The 22,529-nt window shown below is 48.0% G+C and carries 8 protein-coding genes; 4 read left to right on the top strand and 4 right to left on the bottom strand.

Annotated elements, in window-relative coordinates; translation table 11 throughout:
- Positions 1-89 precede the first annotated feature (89 nt).
- The 3 genes from A3860_RS11895 (at position 90) to A3860_RS11905 (ending at position 12,511) form a co-directional block, all read left to right on the top strand.
- Positions 90-3,818: a T9SS type A sorting domain-containing protein gene (locus A3860_RS11895; RefSeq protein WP_081146923.1), complete on the top strand. Its 3,729-nt coding sequence runs from the start codon at positions 90-92 to the stop codon at positions 3,816-3,818.
- Positions 3,819-4,280: 462 nt separating this feature from the next.
- Entirely contained in the window at positions 4,281-10,190 is a 5,910-nt protein-coding gene (locus A3860_RS11900; RefSeq protein ID WP_081146924.1) for a T9SS type A sorting domain-containing protein, read from the top strand.
- Between the two features lie 407 nt (positions 10,191-10,597).
- Positions 10,598-12,511, top strand: a complete 1,914-nt coding sequence (locus A3860_RS11905) for a T9SS type A sorting domain-containing protein (RefSeq protein ID WP_081146925.1) — start codon at positions 10,598-10,600, stop codon at positions 12,509-12,511.
- A gap of 632 nt (positions 12,512-13,143) precedes the next feature.
- Here A3860_RS11905 and A3860_RS11910 read toward each other — a convergent pair.
- Entirely contained in the window at positions 13,144-15,933 is a 2,790-nt protein-coding gene (locus A3860_RS11910) for a T9SS type A sorting domain-containing protein (protein ID WP_081146926.1), read from the bottom strand.
- A 574-nt stretch (positions 15,934-16,507) separates the two neighbouring features.
- Between A3860_RS11910 and A3860_RS11920 the strand changes: the two genes are divergently transcribed.
- On the top strand, positions 16,508-18,760 hold the full coding sequence (locus A3860_RS11920) for a DUF5723 family protein (RefSeq protein WP_081146928.1): 2,253 nt from the start codon (positions 16,508-16,510) through the stop codon (positions 18,758-18,760).
- A gap of 153 nt (positions 18,761-18,913) precedes the next feature.
- On the opposite strand, the gene A3860_RS11925 is transcribed toward A3860_RS11920, so the two are convergent.
- The 3 genes from A3860_RS11925 to A3860_RS11930 form a co-directional block, all read right to left on the bottom strand.
- The gene (locus A3860_RS11925) at positions 18,914-19,495 is read right to left on the bottom strand and encodes a DUF4136 domain-containing protein (protein WP_158085213.1); all 582 of its coding nucleotides are present in this window, start codon (positions 19,493-19,495) and stop codon (positions 18,914-18,916) included.
- A 441-nt stretch (positions 19,496-19,936) separates the two neighbouring features.
- Complete coding sequence (locus A3860_RS41080; protein ID WP_158085214.1) at positions 19,937-20,095, bottom strand: hypothetical protein; 159 nt, start codon at positions 20,093-20,095, stop codon at positions 19,937-19,939.
- Positions 20,096-20,341: 246 nt separating this feature from the next.
- Entirely contained in the window at positions 20,342-22,477 is a 2,136-nt protein-coding gene (locus tag A3860_RS11930; protein ID WP_081146930.1) for a hybrid sensor histidine kinase/response regulator, read from the bottom strand.
- Positions 22,478-22,529: the final 52 nt, after the last annotated feature.

Genomic DNA, 22,529 nt, shown 5'->3' on the forward strand with positions numbered 1-22,529 from the left:
ACATTTTCATAACCTTATCAGCTTAACACACCAACGGCGTAAGAACGTCCTGGGATAGTATTGCCATATTAGAATTAAATTCCATTGATATGAAAAGACAACTACCTAAACTCTTAGCGTTCCTCTTATTATTTTTTTTATTTAGCAACTATTTATCGGCTACGCCTGAATGCCCTATTATCAGCGGCAAGTTCAACCAGCCCGACGGCACCACCGTAGATGCTTCGGCAACCGGCTGGTATCTCGATGCATCGCATGTAGCTTCTACCGGCTATTTTGCCGTAAAATCGAACCGCCTGCATGCACAGGAACTCGGCGGCGAAGGCGTTTGGTATTCACGCGTATTTTCAACGGCAGGTTATTCCGATTTTCAGGTGGCCGTAAAAGTCACTGCTGAAGGCGACATGAACAGTTCGGAATACGTAAAGATCTATTATAAAATAGATGGCGGGGCCGAAACCCTCCTTGATTCACGCACCGGTAATTTCGGCACCATTGATTTTACTTCCGGCACACTTACGGGCAGTAATGTGCAGCTCGTAGTCAGGATCTATAACTATAACAACGGCGGCTCACAAACCTCCAAGTACTATATTGAAGAATACCGGGTATTCAAAGAGAAAGGCCCCTGCGCGGTTTCAGCCATTTCGGTAACGGCGGCGGCAGCCAATTCAGGCGTGCTTACCTGCAGTAACGCATCCCTGGCCCTGTCGGCCACTGCTACCGGTTCAGGCACTACCACCTGGAGCTGGTCGGGCCCCAATGGGTATACGTCAACCGCCCAAAACCCAACCATCACCACGGCAGGCACTTACACAGTGGTTGCTACCAACAGCACGGGCACCGGTTCGGCCAGCGTTACCGTTACAGAGAACAAAACCGCGCCTGTAGTTACAGCCACCGGCGGCGCCCTGGCCTGTGGTTCCTGTGTAAGCATCAGTGCTACCTCCGATATCAGCAACGCCACCTATAGCTGGTCGGGGCCGAACAGTTTTACCTCAACGGCCCAGAACCCCACTGTTTGTACAGCCGGCACCTATACTGTAACGGCCACCAACCCGGCCAACGGGTGCAGCACCCAGCAATCAGTATCAGTATCAGCCAGCGCCATAACGACCTTCTGGCTTGAGGACTTTACCGGTTTAAGCAATGGCACCACCTCCGATGCCGGCACAACCGCCTGGACCTCTTCAAGCACCGGCACTTCCGGCACCTATTCGGTTCAAAACAATGAATTCAAGGTCTCATACAGCGGTCAGAATGTGCTTACCTGGACCTCGCAGGTAATTGACATTTCCTCAAAAGCCAATGTGAGCTTTTCGGTTGACCTGCGCAGTGAACTGGCCAGTACCAGCGATGCGTTTGAAACGGCCGATTATGTACGGGTGTATTATAAACTGAACGGCGGCGCAGAGACCCTTGTATATGAAGATCTGGCCGGCATTGGCAGCACCACCAATACAACAGGTTCCGCTACCATAAGCTCTGCAACCCTTAATGGCAGTACCCTGCAGATCATCATCAGGGCAAGCGACAGTGACCCTACCGAGCGCTACTTTTTTGACAACATCAAAGTAAGCGGCAGCACCGCAGGCACAGCGACTGTTACACCTTCAGTGACCGGCACCGTAACCTGTACGGCACCGGCGCAATTGTCGGCAACGGCCAGCAGCACCGTATCGGCCTGGGCCTGGACGGGGCCAAACAGCTTTACTTCTACCCTGCAAAACCCAACAGTAAGTGCAGGCGGCCAATATATAGTTACAGCCACCCTTTCTTCAGGCTGTACAGTATCGGCCACTACCACGGTGACAGAAAATAAAACGGCTCCCGATATTACCGCTACCGGTGGAACCATAGCCTGTTTGCCAACCATTACCCTGAACGTGAGTTCAACAGTAAGTGGCGCAACGTATACCTGGACCGGCCCGGGCAATTTCACCAGTACTTCCAAAAACCCAGCCGTTAGTACCATAGGCACCTATACTGCTACGGTAACTAATCCTGCCAATGGTTGCACGGCCTCGCAATCGGTAACCGTAACTTCCGGCGCCGCAGCAGCTACCAGCTTTTGGGTAGAAGATTTTTCAGGCCTCGCCAATGGTACCGTTTCAGATGCGGGCGCCACTGCCTGGACGGCAACAACCAGCGGAACCGGCACTTATTCTGTACAGAACAATGAATTCAAAACTTCTTTCAGCGGCCAGGCCGAAGGCGTATGGACCTCGCAGGTGATTGATATTTCGGGAAAATCAAGCGCCACTATTTCGGTTGACCTGCGTAGTGAAACCGCCTCTACCAGCGATTATTTTGAGACCACCGATTACGTAAGAGTATACTACAAATTGAACGGCGGGGCCGAAACACTGGTTTATGAAGACCTGGCCGGCATAGGTAGTACCACCAATACCACAGGTTCTGTTACGGTAACATCTGCAGCCCTTACCGGCAGCACCCTGCAGGTGATCATAAAAACCAACAACTCAGACCCTACCGAACGGTATTTCTTTGATAATATAAAACTGACCGGCGCCGCTAATTTAAGCGAAACCGCTACCGCCACCGCAACCAGTATCATTACCTGTACCAATGCATCGGCCTCCCTATTCGGTTCGGCTGCATCGGCTGGGGTAAATTATAGCTGGACGGGGCCGAACGGATATACATCCACCCAACAAAACCCGGTTGTAACTATTCCCGGTATATATACCTTAACGGTACTTAACCCTTCAACCGGATGCAGCGGCAGCGACACCGCTTTTGTTGCCGGCGACACTACTCACCCCGTTGTAACTGCCACGCATAATGGCAGCATAACCTGTTTAACGCCCAGCATTGGCATCACGGCTACGGCTTCATCAACAAGCACGAATTACAACTGGAGCGGGCCAAATAGTTTCAGTGCAACCACTTTAACAGCGACAATATCCCATGGCGGTACCTATACATTTACAGCGAGCTACCCAACCAACGGCTGTTCTTCAACTGCCATTACCACAGTAGAAGAAAACACCACGCCACCGGGTGAGATCTCTATTAATAACTCCGGTACTATTACCTGCCTTACCAACAGCGTAACCATTTCGGGCAGTTCTTCCACAACAGGCGTGAATTATTTATGGCAGGGGCCCAACAATTACAGCGCCACCTCTTCCTCGGCCACGGTAACGCATGGCGGCACTTATACGTTAACGGCGACCAGCCCCAATAACGGCTGTACATCGAGCAAGTCAATAACAGTGGCAGAGAATACCACAGCCCCCTCTTTAACAATTGAGAACAGCAGCCCCATCAGCTGTGGCAACCCAACAGTTACCCTCACGGCCATTACCGATGCAACCAATGCATCTTATTTATGGTTAGGTACTGATTTTGTAGATGTGGCAGCATCAACTACCACCAGCGCAGCCGGTTTATACTTCATTACAGTGACCAACAATGTCAATGGCTGTAATACAACCAGCTTCACCGAGGTTACAGAAGATTATTCCGATTGCGCCGCCAGGAAAGGGACAACAGCGGTTGCTGTGCAAAATTCAGCTGCCGCCATGGTAACCAGCTTTACGTATAAAGCATACCCGAACCCGGTTACCACCAATAGCGTCATTGAATTTGCATCGCCCCAAAACACCCAGGCTACCCTGCGTATATACAATATGATGGGGGCCTGTGAAAAAGTATTGTTTAACGGAACCGTGACGGCCAACCAGCTATACCGGGTTGCTGTACCGGTTACTACATTACAGGCAGGCGCTTATTATTTTATCATCAATAGTGGCGGCAGGTCCTATACCGGCAAACTCGTGATCGTGAAATAAGCCATTTTGAATATATTGTCAGGCCCCGTTTACCACGGGGCCTTTTTTATTCTATAAGATCAACTACCAGCTACCGTTATTCAAATTAAAGAGTCTCTTAATTTATAATTCCTCTTAATAAGTGTAAATATCTATGTTCAAACGTTATGTGGCAGATTATTCTAACTTATCAACGACTGATTCGCATACGCAAAGGAATACACGTAAAATAAATGTGTTTGCCCCAAAACTTTGTTATTAATTTGACCGTCTTCAATAACCTGCACATAAGGTAGTATAAGCAAGCTACCTGCCTTTTCCTACAAAGCGGACAACTGATAAGCATACACATCATCAACTGCGCCGTGCCAATGAGGCATGGCCAAACACATTAACAAAACCTATGGGTATTACCCTAACCTGTTCTGTGTGGAGCGGGAATGGGAATACTATGCACACAACCGTAGATAAACACCCATAAATATGCAAAGACGATTACCTAAACCGTTTACTTTATTACTATTTTTCTTTTTACTTAGTAATTACCTGTCCGCCACGCCCGAATGCCCCATTGTTTCGGGTAAGTTTGAGTTGGCCGATGGTACTACATCCGATGCATCGGCAACAGGATGGTACCTCGATGCATCGAAAGTAGCCTCCACCGGCATTTTTGCCGTAAAATCAAAACGCGTGCATGCCCAGGAGCTGGGTGGTGAAGGCATCTGGTATTCGCGGGTATTTTCAACCGCGGGGTATTCCGATTTCCAGGTAGCTGTAAAAGTCTCCTCTGAAGGCGATATGAACAGTTCGGAATACGTAAAGATCTATTACAAAATTAACGGCGGCGCCGAAACGCTGCTGGATTCGCGTACCGGTAATTTCGGCACCATCGACTTTACTTCGGGCACGCTTACCGGCAGCAATGTGCAGCTGGTGGTAAAGATCTATAACTATAATAATGGCGGTTCGCAAACCTCCAAGTACTACATTGAAGAGTACCGGGTGTTTAAAGAAAAAGGGCCCTGCGCGGTTTCTGCTATCAATGTAACAGCCACTGCAGCAAATGGGGGCATATTAACCTGCGCCAGTCCCTCTTTGGGTTTATCTGCCACGGCAACCGGTTCGGGCACTACCACCTGGAGCTGGTCGGGCCCTAATGGCTATACCTCCACGGCACAAAATCCCACTATTACAGCAGCCGGTACGTATACTGTAGTGGCTACCAACAGCAGTGGTACCGGATCAGCCAGTGTTGCTGTTACAGAGAATAAAACGGCGCCGGTGATCACCGCAACCGGTGGCGCACTGGCCTGCGGGTCGTGCGTAACCATCAGCGCCACCTCCAATGTAAGCGGCGCTACCTATAGATGGTCGGGACCGAACAGTTTTACGTCGACGGCTCAAAACCCCACCGTTTGTACAGCCGGCACTTATACGGTCACGGTAACGAACCCCACAAACGGGTGCAGCGCCCAGCAATCGGTATCGGTAACGGCGGGTTCATCTGCCGCCACCACCTTCTGGCTCGAAGATTTTGCCGGCCTGAGTAATGGCACTACCTCCGATGCAGGAAGCACTGCATGGACAACCTCTGTTACCGGATCTGGAACCTATTCAGTACAAAACAATGAATTCAAAACTTCGTTCAGCGGCAGCCAGGGCGTAGGCATCTGGACCTCCCAGTCGATAGACATTTCCTCAAAAACGAATGTCAGCTTTTCGGTTGATCTGCGCAGTGAATTAGCCAGCAGCAGTGATGCCTTCGAAACCGCAGACTATATCCGGGTTTATTACAAGTTGAACGGCGGCGCCGAGACCCTGGTATATGAAGACCTCGCCGGCCTTGGAAGCACCACCAACACCAATGCTTCTGCTACCATTAATTCGGCTTCCCTGAACGGAAGCACCCTGCAGATCATCATTAAAACCAGTAATTCAGATCCTACGGAACGTTACTACTTTGATAATATCAAAGTAACCGGCACCAGCAGCAGTACCGGAACCGTTACCGTTACGCCAACAGTAAACGGAACTGTAACCTGTACCGCCACGGCGCAATTGTCGGCAACTGCCAGCAGCTCGGTGAGTTCCTGGGCCTGGACGGGGCCAAACGGGTTTACTTCTTCTGTACAAAACCCGGCAGTAAGTGCAGGCGGGCAATATGTTGTAACCGCTACCCTGGCTTCGGGCTGTGCGGCATCTGCTACCATCACCGTTCCTGAAAATAAAACAGCGCCTGATATCACCGCTACTGGCGGAAACCTGGCCTGTTTATCGAGCATTACACTGAATGTAAGCTCAACAGTCAGCGGCGCTACCTACAAATGGACGGGACCTAATAGTTTTACGAGCACTTCGAAAAACCCCAGCGTAACCGCAGCAGGCACTTACACCGCAACCGTAACCAATCCGGCAAACGGCTGTACTGCTTCGCAATCGGTATCAGTAACGGCAGGTTCATCGGCGCCCGCCACCTTCTGGCTCGAGGATTTTTCCGACATCAGCAATGGCGCCACATCCGACGCAGGCGCTACCGCCTGGACGTCAACAGCCAGCGGCAGTGGTACCTACTCAGTACAAAACAATGAATTCAAAACTTCGTTCGACGATCAGTACGAAGGTGTATGGACTTCACAGGCAATAAACATTGCAGGCAAAACGAATGTAACCTTCTCCGTTGACCTGCGCAGTGAAGTAACCAGCGGTTCATTTGAAACTGCCGATTACATCCGCGTTTATTATAAATTAAACGGCGGTGCAGAAACGCTGGTATTTGAAGACCTTGCCGGCCTGGGTTCAACCACCACCGGCACAGCCTCTACTACCTTCACGTCTGCAGCGCTCAATGGCAGCACCCTGCAGGTGATCATCAAAACCAGCAATTCCGGTTCTGCCGAGCGGTATTATTTCGATAATATAAAGCTTTCAGGAAGCAGTCTTGCCACGGAGACGGTTACTGCAACCGGCGGTACAATTACCTGTACCACTTCATCGGTCACTTTGCTTGGCAATTCAACAGCTGGCGGCGTAAGCTATAGCTGGACAGGCCCGAATAACTTCACGTCTACTGCACAAAACCCTGTTGTAACTGCAAGCGGTATTTATACATTGACCGTTCAAAACCCTGCTACCGGGTGCAGTGGAACCGATACGGCCCTTGTTGCCCTGAACACCACTGCGCCAGGCGCCACAGCCAGCGCCAGCGGAACGCTCAGCTGTAGCGGCGGATCTTCGGTTACTCTTTCAGGAGGTTCTTCTACTTCCGGCGTTACGTACAGCTGGACGGGCCCGAACAATTTCACTTCTACTGCACAAAACCCGGCAGTTACTGTGGCCGGCACTTATACTGTAACTGTTACAAATCCAGCAAACGGTTGTACCAGTACGGCAAACACTACTGTTACAATGAGCACTAGCAGTACCGGCACCTTCTGGCTCGAGGATTTTTCAGGTCTGAGCAATGGTACTACCTCCGACGCGGGTACTACCGCCTGGACGTCCACTGCCAGCGGCAGCGGTACCTACTCAGTACAAAACAATGAATTCAAAACTTCGTTCGACGATCAGTACGAAGGAGTATGGACTTCACAGGCAATAAACATTGCAGGCAAAACGAATGTAACCTTCTCGGTTGACCTGCGCAGTGAAGTAACCAGCGGCTCATTTGAAACAGCCGATTATATTCGCGTATATTATAAATTGAACGGCGGTGCAGAGACGCTGGTATTTGAAGACCTTGCAGGCCTGGGTTCAACCACCACCGGCACAGCCTCTACTACCTTCACCTCCGCAGCGCTCAATGGCAGCACCCTGCAGGTGATCATCAAAACCAGCAATTCCGGTTCTGCCGAGCGGTATTATTTCGATAATGTACAGGTTGCAGGAACCACCCAGTCTGCGCTGAATGCAGTGGCAACGGCTACCGATGTACTTACCTGTACCCGAAACAGTGTGCCAATGACCGGCAGCACCTCGGCTACATCGGCTGTAAATTACAGCTGGACGGGCCCTGGCAACTTTACGAGCGCCGTGCAAAATCCATCGGCTACCACCGCAGGTATTTATACATTGACCGTTACCGACCCGTCAACAGGTTGTACCGGCAGTGATACTGCGCTGGTTTCATTAAACAATACAGCACCCGGCGCCACGGCGGCAGCCAACGGTGCACTTACCTGCACCAGCAGTTCGACTACTTTGTCGGGTTCTTCTACCACTTCGGGAGTAAGTTATAGCTGGACGGGCCCGAACAACTTTACAGCTACCACCCAGAACCCTGCAGTTACTGCAGCCGGCACTTATTATTTAACGGTAACCAATCCTGTAAATGGTTGTACCAGCACCGCAACAGCTACTGTTACCCAAAGCAACACTGTTTCGAGCACCTGGCTGGAAGATTTCACTTTGGCCAATGGCACCACAGCAGATGCAGGCACCACCCCATGGACGACCAGCGTAAACCCATCTACAGCCCTGTTCTCTGTGCTCAATAATGAGTTCCGTGTCAGTAACAGTTCTACCAACACGGGTGCTGAAGGTGTATGGACCTCGGGAGCCATCAACATCACAGGAAAAACCAATGCTGCTATCTCGGCTACTGTAAGAAGTGCCGTTATCAATGGCGCTGTGATGAACACCGATCCTTTATATGGTGATTACATCCGGTTCTATTACAAACTCAACAATGGTACTGAGGTATTATTTGCCGAAAAAACCGCTGGCATAAATAATCACAGCACTACACCAACGCCCGTTTCCATATCCCTTTCAGGACTGAATGCCAGCACGCTGCAGATCGTGGTAAGGGCAAAGGCTACCGGCAACGATGAGTTTTATTATTTCGATGATGTACAGGCCATAGCATCAGGCCCCAGTAATATAACCGCCAGTGCAACCGGCGGCGCTATGAACTGTATTAATAATTCGGTCACGCTTCAGGGCAGCACTGCGGCATCAGGCGCAAGCTATACCTGGGGCGGGCCGAATGGTTATACATCCACGGCACAGAACCCGGTTGTAACAACGGCAGGTACCTATACCTTAACAGTTGCCCTGGGAAGCTGTACAGCCACCGCAACAGCTGCTGTTACAAAGGATACAACGCGCCCCGGTATAAGCGCTACAGCCAATCCTATAAAGCTTACCTGCGTGGCTACGCCCGCTACCTTAACCGGCAGCTCTACAACATCGGGCGTTACCTATAGCTGGAGCAACGGCGTTGGCGTAATAGCCACCACGCCCGTTACTTCAGTAACAACACCCGGCACGTATATGTTAACAGTTACCAACCCGGCCAACGGCTGTTTATCAACCAGCCAGGTTATTGTAACGCAGGATATAGAAACCCCAACCGGTGTAACGGCATCGCACACGGGTATTATCACCTGTAACAACCCCAGCATAGCCATCAGCGCCACGGTTTCATCACCCAGCTTAACCTACCGCTGGAGCGGACCGAACGGGTATACCGCTACTACATTAAATGCATCAGTAAACAAAGGTGGTACTTATATTATCACGGCCACCAACCCAACAAATGGCTGTTTTGCCACCGCCAGCACCATTGTTGAAGAGAATACGGCGCCGCCGGGAGAGATCTCTATCAATAACTCCGGTATCATTACCTGTTTGAATACCAGCATAACCATCTCGGGTTATTCTTCTTCATCGGGAGTGAACTATGTTTGGGAAGGCCCTAATAAGTATTCTTCCAATTCCTCATCGGCCAACGTTATGCACGGTGGTGTTTATACCCTTACCGCCACCAACCCCGGTAATGGTTGTAAATCGAGCAAATCGACCAACGTAGTGGAAAACACTACCGCACCGGCGTTCACTATTAGTAATACCAGCCCAATAACGTGCACTAACCCAAGTGCTACGCTTACGGCCAATACCACCACGCCTGGCGCTCAATTTATGTGGGTAGGCCCTGACTTTGTAAGTGTTGACCCATCGGCAACAGTTGTTGGAGCCGGTATTTATTACATCACCGTAACAGACCCATCGAACGGATGTAATGCAACCGACTTTACAGAAGTAAAAGAAGACTATTCAAATTGCGGCCGCAAATCAACCACTGGCACAGCAACAGGCGCCACCACACAAAATACGCCAGCATCAGTTGTTACCAGCTTTACGTATAAAGCATATCCCAACCCGGTAGCAACAAACGGTGTTATTGAATTCACCTCGCCACAAAGTGCCAATACCAGTGTAAGCCTGTACAATGCGCTGGGCACTTGTGCGAAAGTGCTGTTCAGAGGCGTTATAACCGCCAATCGCCCGTACCAGGTAGCAGTACCTGCCACCCAATTACCGGCAGGCGCTTATTATTATATCATCAATACCGGTGGAAAATCATATACCGGGAAGCTGATGATCGTGAAATAAGTTTCCGGATTTCACTTATACATAAAGGAGGTTATCGCAAATTGCGATAACCTCCTTTTTTTACAACACATAATACTATTTGCGTAAACGGAATTACACGAAGCACAATTCGTAGAACAACCAGCGATCATTCAGCAATCACCATACACATTGTAATAATTGCAAACGTGTGCATACTTCACGTATAAGCTTCCGCATTTTTAAAATCCCCTGAAACGCAGTAGCAGCATACATTTCAGCAAACATCGTATTTAAACGAGAAATAAATAACGGCAATCAGTAATGTATAAACATATACCAGAAACATATATACGTAGAATAAAAAGAATAGTGTGTTTGAAATGAATAATTGCCTTACTTTGTTCCTGTTATCACCCAAAGCGAGAACCCAATTAAAATCCGAACCGATGAAACAAATCTACCGTTTATACGGTATCCCCCGCCGTATTCAAAGTACCACGCTTCTGACAGCCCTTTCATTTTCACTCTGTTTATTGTTAACCGCAACCAGCCAGGCACAGGTAAATGCCTATGCCCGCGTTACGGCTATCAATACTGCCAGAACGCAATTGACGATCGACAATCTTAATGAAACCTATCACACGTTTGCAGCCAATGAAAGAGTGATCGTTCTGCAAATGCAGGATAATGTTATAGGCACCAACACTTCGAACAATGCGAGTTTTGGTAATTTGAGCGCCATTTCCAACGCCGGCTTTTACTACATGGGCGTTATCAGCGCCATCAACACAGGCAGAACCATCATTACGCTGACAGCAGCTATGCCCAACACCTTTACGATCGGGACAAACAGCAATGTACAGGTGGTAAGCCTTACCACGCTCAGCACCGGCAATTACACTACCACGGCTAACATTCCCGCTGTAGCATGGAATGGGATCACGGGTGGAGTAGTGGCCATTGAGGTTGGTGGCACGCTGACACTGAAGAACAATATCACCGCCGATGGACAGGGTTTTGCCGGTGGCAACATTTCGACCGTTAACGATAGCGCCTGCGCGCCGGGTGTATACCGCATCAACTCTACCAGATATGGCGCCAAAGGACAAGGGATCTATTTAAGTACCAGCACCTGGTATAACTATGCCCGGGGCCATTTATTGAATGGGGGCGGCGGCGGCAACTTTAACAATGCCGGCGGCGCCGGTGGCGGTAATTATTCTGCCGGTGGCGATGGTGGGGCAGGGTATACCTGCAGCGGCACCCCCTCGGGTGGGGTGGGTGGTATTGCACTCAACACTTACCTGCTGGCAGGCACCCGCCTGTTCATGGGTGGCGGCGGCGGCGGCGGCCAGGGTAATAACAGTACTCAAACAGCCGGCGCGGCCGGTGGTGGCATTGTTATTATAAAAGCCAATGCCATTACAACCAGTTGCAGCTCCTCTAACGTACGTATTTCGGCCAATGGCGCTACTGCTGCCAACAGCGGTGGCGATGGAGCCGGCGGAGCCGGAGCCGGTGGCACCATTCTTTTCCAGGTAAACAGTTTTACCGTTCCTTCTACCTGCCCGTTGCAAATACAGGCCAATGGCGGCGATGGCGGTAATGTGATCAACACCGATACCCATGGCGGCGGCGGCGGTGGTGGCCAGGGCGCTGTTCTTTTCGCGAACGCCGCACCTACAACCAACGTCACTACTACCACAACACCCGGCACAGGAGGTTTGAACAGCAGCGCAAGCGGGGCCACCCATGCAGGCAGCGGCGCAGGCACTGCCAATTCAGGGGTTATTAGCGGTATTGGAATAATATTGCCGGTGCACCTGATCTATTTTGGTGCCGATAAATACGACCAGAAAGCATTATTACGCTGGACGGCCAGCGGCGAAGACAATACCGTGTTCACTGTTCTACATGCCACAGATGGGATAAACTTTACAACCATTGGAACGGTAAAAGGTAACAGCAATGGCAATGCGGCCACCAATTACAGCTTTACCGATGCTAACCCTGCCCCCGGTATAAATTATTACCAGCTGCAGATCACAGGCGATCCCGGAACCCGCACCACCTACTCAAGCATTGTATCAGTGAATATAACGGATGCTCAAAGTGTTGCGGTGGCATATCCTAATCCGGCGCATGATCATTTCAGCATCAGGGTGAACAATGAATACAATAACAAAGCTCACCAGGTCACTATTACTGATCTTACCGGTAAATTGATGTACACAAATAACTACAAACCGGCAAACGGCATCATAACCGTAACGCCGGCACATTTCTTAAAACCGGGCTTGTATATCTTTAAAATAACGAGCGAAGGATACGAGCAAACGGGTAAGTTGATGATACGATAATATGTTTTTGAGTGGACTGAATAGAGCCCCGATATTTATCGGGGCTTTTTTATTTTTTAAAGTGTTGGTGACACGGGGTTGGGTTGAATGCATCATGAATTGGTTATTATGGCGCATCAGGGAGTAGATATACAATTTTCAGTACTAACAATATAATATCCCGATATCACTATAGTGTATCCGGCACTCATTATATTGTAGCCAGATCTTATTATGGAGCGTCAGTAGGCTACTTTGTGATATCAGTAGCAAAGAATTCGACGTCCCGGAATAAGATTTGGCTATACCTAAGGAAGGTATGGTATAATCTTAGCCCGGGATGGAGCAAATCCATTCGGGTATGATGAAAATCGAGTCTGGTATGATGAAATTCCATTCAGGTATGACCCAACCCGGGGCTGCCATGCACTAAAGTTGGTCGGGTAAGACGAAAAGTTGAATCAAAATGCGGCATCTTTATATCAAAATGTTACATTTTAAGTCAGGTATGCCGTTTAGTTATTCCGAAATGCGGTTATCGGAACAAGTTTTACCCGGACCCGGGGTAGATAAGCCCGTAAGTAACAAAAAAGGCTGTTCGCCAGTTGGCAAACAGCCTCTTCTATTGTACGAAGATCATTATATGCACCTTTTTACTGCTTCACCAACGTCGTCACGCTGGCATTGCCGCTTCCATCTTTCACATGTACATAATACACTCCTTTGCCAAGCGATCCTATCCAGAGCGGCAACTGATTCGCTCCTTTGGTCAGTTGTAACGTTTGGCGGACATGAATACGGCCCGAAACATCAGTTATATACAAACTGATCATCGATTGCTCAGGCGTATATACATATACATTGGTTACAGCCCCATTGGTAACCGAGGGTCTCAGTTGAACCAGGCCGGCACTGTTTAATAAAACCGACTGAATACCGGTGTACACCATTTCATTTTGCTGTGTTACAATTTGCAAACGATAATACACCATGCCACTGCCAGGCAGGTTGTCGGTATAATTATAAGCCGTTTTACCTGTTTCGCCATTCACTTTCCCGATAGCCACAAACTTCACTCCATCCGTTGATCTTTGTATCGTAAAATATTTCGCCTCCAGTACCCCGGTGGTATTCCAGTTTAAGCCCACCGCTGCAGTACCTGTTTTTTGCGCAGTGAACGATCTTAACTCCACTGGTAATACACTTGTATTACTGGCCACACTGAACAGCGTAAGCGTGGTAAAAATTCCATCGGCACTGGTATACGGGTTGGCGCCATTGGCGGCCGACACACTGCTCGACTCAACGATCGATGTACCATTCGACCTGATGACCATAGCCTTGGTTCTGTCAAAAGCAGATTGCTCTTCACCGCCCTGCCATCTCAATGAAAGCGTTACATTGCTTGCACCAGGCACAGCTTCCGTTACACTCCAGGTTCTGTCGACACCCGCATTAATTATACCACCAGGTATCCGTTGGTCATTAACTGCAATGGTAAAATTATCGATGGTACCGGTATTGCTGAGCCGGAGGGGGTTATATGCAGCAGGCGTTGGCCCTACCGGGAACAAAACAGCGCCATCCGTGGCATCTATTTGTTCAATACGTAATCCACCTATACCTGTATGTGCGGCGCCGGTACTGCCATCACCGGTAACTACCCAGCTGGTAGCAGAACCGGTAAACCCATTGGTAGCAATGGTATTGCTGCCATTCTTCATGGTAAGGAAATTAGTGCGCGTAGCCAGTTTGGCCGAGCCGCCCAGCACCAGGTTATTACTTATATCTACATTGCTCCTTAAATATTTATTACCGGTGCCGTTGATCTCCAGCGAGCCGTGGTTGGCCGGGAAAATTTCCTGATCACGTGTAGCCGTATAAGCTACGGTTCCTGCCAAATTAAAAGGACCGGTCATATTATCAATTGTACCGCCACTGATGGTAAGACGGGCCGCATTTTCAATTTCAAGGCTTTTATAGAAAGCAGTATTGGTTCCATCACTGATAAGCGGCATTTTGGTTGGCCAGTTGGGCACCAGCACGTCGATGGTATTATCAGGAACACCACCGCACCAGTTCATTGGTTCCTGCCAGGCAGTATCTTTTGCACCCAGCCAGGTACCTGAACGGCGAACCGTCAGTACTTTATCCTGGGAAGTTGTAGGGGCGCCACAAAAACTGTTGCTCACAATTACCCGGTACCGCCAGCCATTTTTGGCAGTGGTAACAGTACCCAAACTAAGTGTGTTGGTATTAGCGGAGGCTTCGGTTGAATTTGACCAGGTAACACCACCGGTACCATTATCTGTTTGCCATTGGTATAACAGGGTAATACTACCCGAAGCCGTTACTTTAAAACCGGCCGGGCTGTTGGCGCAAACCGTGGTATCTTTTGGTTGAAGCGCCACGGAAGGCATGGTACGAACCGAGATAGCGCCGAGGCTCGAAGAAGCACAACCCAGTGTACTGGGATAACTGGCGATCAATTGCACCTGCCAGCTTGTACCGGCAGCCCCGGCAAAACCGGTTATATGCAAATTATTGGTTTGTGAACCACTGTATCCTGTGCCATCGGTTATATCGGCAAAGGTACCACTGGGCAATTGCCGCAGTTGCCATTGATAGGCCATGGTAGCAGCACCGGAAGGCGTTGCAATAAAGGAAGTATCGCCGCCGGGGCAAATAGTAGCCAGCGTTGGTGCCACAACACCTAAACCCGAAAATACCGGCTTCGACAATACTTTTAATGTATCCAATGCAACACTGGTAGCAGAACACAAAGTGGTAGTATTGGTGGCAATATACCGGAACAAATAACCATTCATGGCCAGGGTTGCTGCGGGATAGGTTAAATCGTTGGAATTGCTGCCGGAATAACCAGTAGCATTAGCCCATGAAACGCCATTGTCGGTGCTCAGCTGCCATTGGTAGCTGAGGGTAGCGTCGTTGGTCACCGCCAAACCAGCCGTAGCGCCCACGCACACAGTGGTTGACCTGGTGGCCGATGAAACAGCCGGCGTGGCATTCACGGTAAGCAGGCCCCCGTTTGAAGTGGTAGTACCAGTTCCATCGGTGACCCGGCAACGGTATAAATTCCCGTTCAGGGCAGTGGAAACGTTCAGCACCGTGAGGGTAACGCCCGAGGCGCCGCTATAGCTGGCGCCATCTACAACATTGCTGTAACTGCCGCCACTGTTCACACTCACCTGCCATTGGTAGGTGACGGTGCCACTGGTACCGCTTACCGTACCAATAGTAAAGACGGGGTTTGAACCGGCGCAAACCGTTTGATTGCCCGGCTGCTGGCCCAATACCGGCAGAAAAGGCAGCTCACGCGAAAAGGCTGCTGATATAATGCACAACAGCCATAACATGCACAGAATAATTTTTAGTAATAGCCCCAGGTAAGCCTTCGGGGCCGAAGGTGTAAAAATTTTCATACGTACGGATTGTTTTAAATAGGTCAGGTATTTGATTTCTAAATCAGCAGATCATTGATCAATGGTGGCTGGAAATATGAAGAAGATGTCAGGAACACTGCAAGGTTATTTGCAGCTAAAGGGTTCTTCGATCCAGGGTTATTATTCTTTAATGATGCAACGTTAAATGTAGTTACTTTCCCTGTTTTCGCATATTCATTCCATGTATATAAAGCGTCGACATATGAATATAAAGCCCGTTCATTATTAAGCAGGTAACAATGGCAGGAATAAAATATGTAAAATAATTATTATCGCCGGGCCCCTTCAACACTTCAACTTTGCCCAGTGCAAGCCCGCCCAGGGGCGGGTACACTACCAGGTGGGAACCATTCCTCCAATGGGAACAATGAGTACCCCCAACACTGTCGCACCATTCAACACACCCCCACAAATCGCTATTTAGCAGGCTGTAAATTGATTTGTAACATATATAACCTATTCATTTCATATTACATATAATTTATTTTACCTTGCGACGTTTTTGAATGCAGCAGTAACAATATATTTTAACCGCTTAATCCAAACCCAAGTCATGAAAAAAAGCCTTGTAGCAGGCCTTATTAGTTGCGTACCCCTGATTGGTTTATCACAACAATTTACGGGTTACACCTACGACAATTACTCGGGTGTTCACGGCATGTTGCAAAACCCCGCCTCGGTGGCAGCCAGCAAGTATAAAGTGAATATCAACTGGTTTTCAATGAGCGCCATGGCAGGCAATACTGCTTATGAGCTTAAGAAAGACAATTTCACCCATTTCAAATTTTCAGATCTTCAGGAGAACAGGGATTACTTTAAATCGCCCAACAACAATAACAAGACGCTGTGGATGAATACCGATATCCTGGGCCCCTCGCTCATGATCACTACCGGTAAAAAAAGCGGTTTTGGCCTGTACACCCGCGTGCGTACGCTGGTGAATGAATTCAACCTGAGCGATAAAACGTTCCGCTCGTTCGGCAACGATTCAGCCTTCTACAATACCACCATCCAGGAAAATAACCTGCAGGCAAAGGCCCATGCATTTGCCGATGCCGGGTTAACTTATGGCCGTATTATATACAGTTCGCCCAATCACCTGCTGAAAATGGGTATTACCGGAAAATTTGTGATGGGGCTTGCGGCCGCCTCCATATATTCGAATAAAGCACTGGTAAATATTACCAAGAACGATCACATTAACCAGCTCGAAGGCGATGTGAACGTACGCTATTCGGGTAACCTCGATGCAATGGACAATAAGGATAACGAGCTCCTGGACGTACTGAAAAAATCTACCAACAATTATGGCTGGGGATTCGATCTGGGTTTCCAGTACGAATGGCGGCCCGACAACAGCGGCTGGCTTGCCACCGATCAAACGCCCTATAAATTGCGCATAAACGCTTCAGTAAACGATATCGGATCGGTAAAATACAGCAATTCAGAGCATGGCAACAGCTATACCATGAATGCATCGGGATTAAGCACCGATGACCTCGATAAAAAAGATGGTGAAAGCATCGATGACTATTTTACCCGGCTCGAGAATATGCATATCATCACCAAGCAGGCACATGGCGACAATTTCAAGGTTAAACTGCCCGGTACTTTCCGCTTTGATGCCGATTATCATCTTTACAAACGGCTGTTCATTAATGCAGGTACCGTAGTGAACCTTCTTAACAAAGACAAGAACCAGTACACCGCGCATTACGCAACTTCGTTCACAATTACACCCCGCCTCGAGAAAAAATGGTTCAGCCTTTATTCGCCCCTCTTTTATAATACGCTGAATAAAAAAATGGCCTGGGGTGCAGGTCTTCGCCTGGGACAGGTATTTGTAGGTTCATCTTCGATCCTGTCGAATTTCTTCTCCAACAAAAATGTAACTGCCGCCGATTTCCATATAGGTATAACCACGTCGATTTACCAACGCGTAAAAACAAGACGCCACAAAGCCCCGGAAATGGTACAGGAAGCAGTTGTTGAAAAGAAAGAAGAACCGAAACCGGTTGAAACGCCCAAGCCACAAACCGTGGTTGAAACAAAAATTGATACCGTTGAAAAAAAGGTGGAAGTAATAAAAGAAGTTACCCACGATAAAGACAATGACGGGGTTGTTGATGAAAAAGACGAATGTCCTGATGTACCGGGTGAGGTTACGTTGGCCGGCTGCCCCGATAAGGACAAAGATGGTACTGCCGACAAAAACGACAAATGCCCCGATGTGCCCGGTACTGCCAAATACAATGGTTGTCCCATACCCGATACCGATGGTGATGGCATCAACGACGAAGAAGATAAATGCCCGCAGGTAGCCGGTACTGCCAAATACAATGGCTGTCCCATACCCGATACCGATGGCGATGGCATTAATGATGAAGAGGACAAATGCCCCAATACACCTGGTAAACCGGCCAACAATGGCTGTCCTGAAATAAAACAGGAAGTGGTGAAGAAAGTAGCCATTGCGGCAAAAGCCATTTACTACATGTCGGGCAAAGACATCATTCAAAAGGTTTCTTATCCCAAACTCGATATAGTAGTTAAGGTATTGAAAACCGACCCTGCATTACAGATCAGCATTGAAGGGCATACCGATAACAAAGGAAACCAGGTAACCAACCTGAAGCTGAGCGCTAAGCGTGCTGAAGCGGTGAAGAAATACCTGATCAAAAAAGGTATTGCCGAAAACCGTATTTCGGCCCAGGGCTTTGGCGATTCAAAACCAATTGCCACCAATGCCACTGCGGCCGGCCGTCAGAAGAACCGCCGCGTGGAGCTGCATTTGAACTATCAATAAATAAATTGGCAATTTGCAATAGGCAATTTGCAAGAAAGCCCCGACGGAACCGTCGGGGCTTTTTGATTTTGGGCAATAGGCAATGCTTAACGTTCAGTCTTCCTTGCCAATTGTCTATTGCCGATTGCTAATCGTTTTTCACCAGTTCTCAAATTATTTCTTCACCACATCAAACTTGCGGAAGATGGAGTGCACACTGCTTTGTATTTCTTTTTTGGTCACATTGCGGCTGTTGACCTCATCGGTGGTCCAGCCCTGCCAAATGGTTTTATCTGTTTTTGCATCTACCATTGTTATAGTCAATGTGCCCTCTTGTACTTCGGCAGTATTATAATCGTATCCCATGAACGAAGAAGGATAGTAAATAGTCCCATACCGGCCATAAAACGGATTGTAATAAATACGCCGGTAAGGCATTGAATAAACAGGATTCGATTGTTCCCGGGTTGCTTTTTCAACCAGCAGATCATAGCTGATCAATACATCGGGCCGGCTCCTGTCTTCACGCCATCCTTCTTTTTGCAGCTGCGCATTCACAGCTTCATGTACATGACTTTTCATAAACTCATTCTGCCTGTGCCGCTCATTCTTCTTATCCGTATTTTCTATCCAGGCATAGGTCTTATACCGGCTAAAATCGGCTGACTCGTCCTTTTCAACATAGGCCGGGGCCGCACAGCCAACCGCCAGTATGATTGGTAAAATAAGAACTGGTATTGCTCTCAATATTCGCATCTCACGCCTCCTTTTTGGGTTTAAATCACCTATATAATTTACGTTGAAAAGGCTATGCCGGTATCTAAGGCTTTGTGAAAGTATGTTTAAGGAAATGTTAGAATTTGAGGTGGGGAACCAAAAGCTCATCTGGGGACTCAAATGCCACTGATTCGTTGGCCGAAGCCTCCACAAAGGAGGATGAAGACACGCCTGCGCTCTTTTAAACCGCCTACGTCAGGGCTTCGGTGGGTAATAAAAAAAAGGCAGCCCCTAAGACTAAGGGCTGCGAGTCACATGAGAAAATTATGCAGCAACCGTGGTTGTTCCCGGGTGATTGCTGCGGCTATGTTTTACCCGGAAAAAATGTATGATAAGGTGAATTATCGTTCGTAATCAGCTTAGGACAGGTGGTCGGTATGGTTCGGGGGTCGGCAAAAGCCAACCTGCTCACTACAGAATTTAATCCGCAAATGCATTTGAAATAATAGCGATAAAACAAATTGGATTAATCAGTGACCAGCCTGTCTGATTTTGGGTGTTATGGCTGGTGAATGGCCAAGCCTGAAACGGCAGCAATTCCTGATCGCTTGAAGAAATATTCAATGGAATCTTTCTCATGGCTTTGTTTTTTCGGCTAATACTGAACTATGCTCCTCAATTGAACAGGCATGCAAGATACAAAGTTGGTGGAATACTTGCTGAGTTTTTTTGCCTTTCGTTTTCTTTTAGCCTCAAGTTACCGAGTTTCCTAAGTGGTAATTTCTGATTTTGCGATTTAGAGATTTTTCGATTTCCTTTAATTTGAACCTTGCGAAAAGTCCGGAAATCTCTAAATCTCAAAATCCCGAAATCTCAAAATCGAAGCTACGCTCTCAATGCCGACACTAAATAAGAAATCTTTGAGTGTAACTCTTCGGGCCGGAAAGGTTTATGAATAAAATCAGTAAATCCTTTTTGCAGCAGATCGGCCTGCATATTATCATAAACCGCAGCTGTAAATGCTACTGCGGGTATAGACGTGTTAATTTTACGTATTTCTTTCAGGGCAGTCGCGCCATCCATTTCAGGCATTTCAAGATCGATCAGTAACAGATCGTACGTGCCTTTTTTAAACTGGGTCAGCGCTTCGCGGCCATTGGTTGCCTCACTAACTTTTATGCCCCACTTGGTTAAAAATCTTTTGGCGATAGAAAGGTTCACCGGATTATCTTCTGCGATCAACAACCGGATGCCTTCCAGCGAATCGAGGTGTTTAATGTTGTCTTCATTGATATAGCGCTTCCTGTTTTCGCAGATCTTCAGCTCAACCGTAAAGTGAAAAGCGCTCCCCTTTCCTTCCTCACTTTCCAGCAACAGATCGCTGTTGAACATATTTACGATGCGCTTGGTGATGGCGAGCCCCAATCCGGTTCCACCATATTTACGGGTAGTATTTACATCAGCCTGCGTAAAGCTGTCGAAGATCTCTTTATGCTTGTTCTTGGGAATGCCGATACCTGTATCCATTACAATAAACTGCAGGGTCGACTTGGCGCTCGATGAGAACAACTTTCGAACCGCCATTGTGATGGCGCCCTGGTGGGTAAACTTGAGTGAATTGGCCAGCAGGTTGCTCAGCACCTGGTTCAACCGGGTTTCATCGGTAAAGAACTCCGCATCGAGGCGGTCGTCGATATCAACTTTGAACTCCAGACCTTTCAATTTTATCTGGGGCGAGAACTGCGAAGCCAGTTTTTGCATGAACTCTTTTATATTCACCGGCACATCGGCCAGCTCCACTTTACCGGCTTCCATTTTATTATAATCCAGAATATCGTTGATGAGCATCATCATATGCTCAGAAGAAAACTTCAAAATATCGAGGTGTTGTTCCTGCGTTGATAAATGTTCTTCCTGCAACAACAGATTGCTGGCGCCAATGATGCCATTCAGCGGGGTGCGTAACTCGTGGCTCATGTTGCTGAGGAAGCGCGATTTGGTGCGGGCGGCCGATTCTGCTTTTTCCTTGGCTTTCATTAATTCAAACTCGGCCATCTTCACGTTCGATACATCCAGGATACTGATCTTCGTATAACCGGTATCTTTGTAAATAAAGGGCACCACACTCACAAAGCCGTAAAAAGTGCGGCCTGTTTTGGCCGTAAGAGTAAGTTCGCCCTGCCAGGGCTTTGATTCGCCCGACAGCGCTTCTTTTATGGAATTGAACTGTTTTATGTGATGCTCCTCGAACCAGTGTTCAATATTGGTGCCTTCAATTTCGCGTTTTTCATTCACCTCAAACAGCTCCAGGGCGCGTTTATTACAACTGGCAATAATGTTGCTTTGGCTGAAAATAATAAATACCCCGTCGAGCGAGGTATTGAAGATGGTATCGCCGAATGTTTTTTCCTGCAAAATGGCTACCTCATTGTCTTTATTCACCTGTAATATGGAATAAGAGAAAATGATGGTCATGGCCAGCGATATTACCAGGTTGCCGCTGTACAATTGCGCATACAGGGCTTCGTTGATAACCTGAACATTATTGATGTACGGACAGATCTTTACACAAACCAACGAGCATATAACTGTGATGGAGTATATTGATAACAGCTCTTTAAAATTACGGCGAATGCTCACCACAAACGTTAATACCACGAAGTAAGGAAAATACAGCAGGTACTCCCCCGCCCGCAACCCCTCGATATAACTTATTACGATGAGGTATAGGTTTATATTGATCACGGCGATAATGCGGCCTGTTTCGAGCTTTCGTTTGGAACCGAAATAAAATGCCAGCAGGAAGAAATAAGCCGAAGTAATGTTTACTAACGCGCTTATATATAGTTTGTGATAAAAATAGGAGAAAACGGAAATAAAGTTCAGCAGCAGGGCAAGCAGAATAAACTGGTTGAAGCGGATGATGCGCTTACGCAGATCTTTAGAAACGCCTTCATACAAGCCCGTATGAACTATATCCCGGTAAATAGACCAGACAAGATATAATATTTTCTCCTTCATAGAGTTATTGGATTAGAACGAAAGGTTTCATTCTACGGATAATTAATTAAAC

The organism is Niastella vici, from assembly GCF_002077945.1.
Taxonomy (GTDB): domain Bacteria; phylum Bacteroidota; class Bacteroidia; order Chitinophagales; family Chitinophagaceae; genus Niastella; species Niastella vici.